Source organism: Oleiphilus sp. HI0043 (assembly GCF_001634935.1).
Map to the genome: position 1 here is coordinate 1 of NZ_LWEY01000913.1, position 1,007 is coordinate 1,007.

Here is a 1,007-nt window from a genome sequence, read left to right on the forward strand (position 1 = left end):
CCACTTTCTGAGTTCGATAATGAATTACTCGATGATGCCTTTACACTAGCTCCATCTGAAGCCTTGGGGACTATTGAACCAGTAGAGGCATTCATCGCTTTAAAAGATCAGCTTCCTACCCACCTAATATTGCCTGTTGTGGCGCCTGATGGATATACAGGCCCTATACGTTTGATTATGAGTATTGATATGTCGGGGGAGCTTAAGGGTGTGAGAGTGATAGAGCATAAAGAGACGCCGGGCTTAGGTGATAAAATCGACTTGAAGAAGTCTGATTGGGTTTTATCCTTCAACGGCAAGTCTTTGGCGAACTTGACTGAAACTCAGTGGCAAGTGAAGAAAGATGGTGGAGACTTTGATCAGTTAACAGGTGCAACCATTACACCTCGTGCGATAGTCAGTGCGGTGCATAAAGCGCTGATCTACTTTAGTGAGAACAAAGATCGGATTCTGGATCAGGCAATGAGTTCTAAGTCGGGAACTGATACTGCAGCAGGTGAGGCACAATAATGGCAGCAGCAGAAAATAGCGCAGATTTAATACCGGAACAAAGCGAAGGTGCGAAGCAAAGCTTTGTTAGCAGTGGCGAGTTCAACAAACTAGTTAAGAATGGCTTGTGGGACAATAACCCAGCCTTGGTTCAGCTACTGGGTTTGTGCCCTTTATTGGCTGTAACCGGCACAGTAGTTAATGCTTTAGGTTTGGGGTTGGCGACAACCTTGGTTTTGCTTGGGTCTAATGTATCGGTCTCGTTGATTCGAAACTATGTGAGAGATTCAGTCAGACTACCTGCTTTTGTGATGATTATTGCTTCGCTAGTGACTTGTGCTGAGTTATTGATGCAAGCCTTCACTTATGAATTGTATGAAATTCTTGGAATCTTTATCCCATTAATCGTGACTAACTGCGCAATCTTAGGTCGAGCCGATGCATATGCATGTAAGAACCCTGTATTGCCAGCCGCAACAGATGGTTTGATGATGGGAGTAGGCTTTACCGTGGTATTG

2 protein-coding genes are annotated in these 1,007 nt (G+C 44.6%); both read left to right on the forward strand.

What is annotated here, in order from left to right; translation table 11 throughout:
- Nucleotides 1-510 (forward strand): electron transport complex subunit RsxG (rsxG, locus tag A3729_RS10240; RefSeq protein ID WP_068633782.1); only part of this gene is annotated, 510 nt, incomplete at its 5' end.
- On the forward strand, nucleotides 510-1,007 hold a 498-nt coding region (gene rsxE, locus A3729_RS10245; protein WP_156497869.1), incomplete at its 3' end, for an electron transport complex subunit RsxE. The genes rsxG and rsxE, both read left to right, overlap by 1 nt.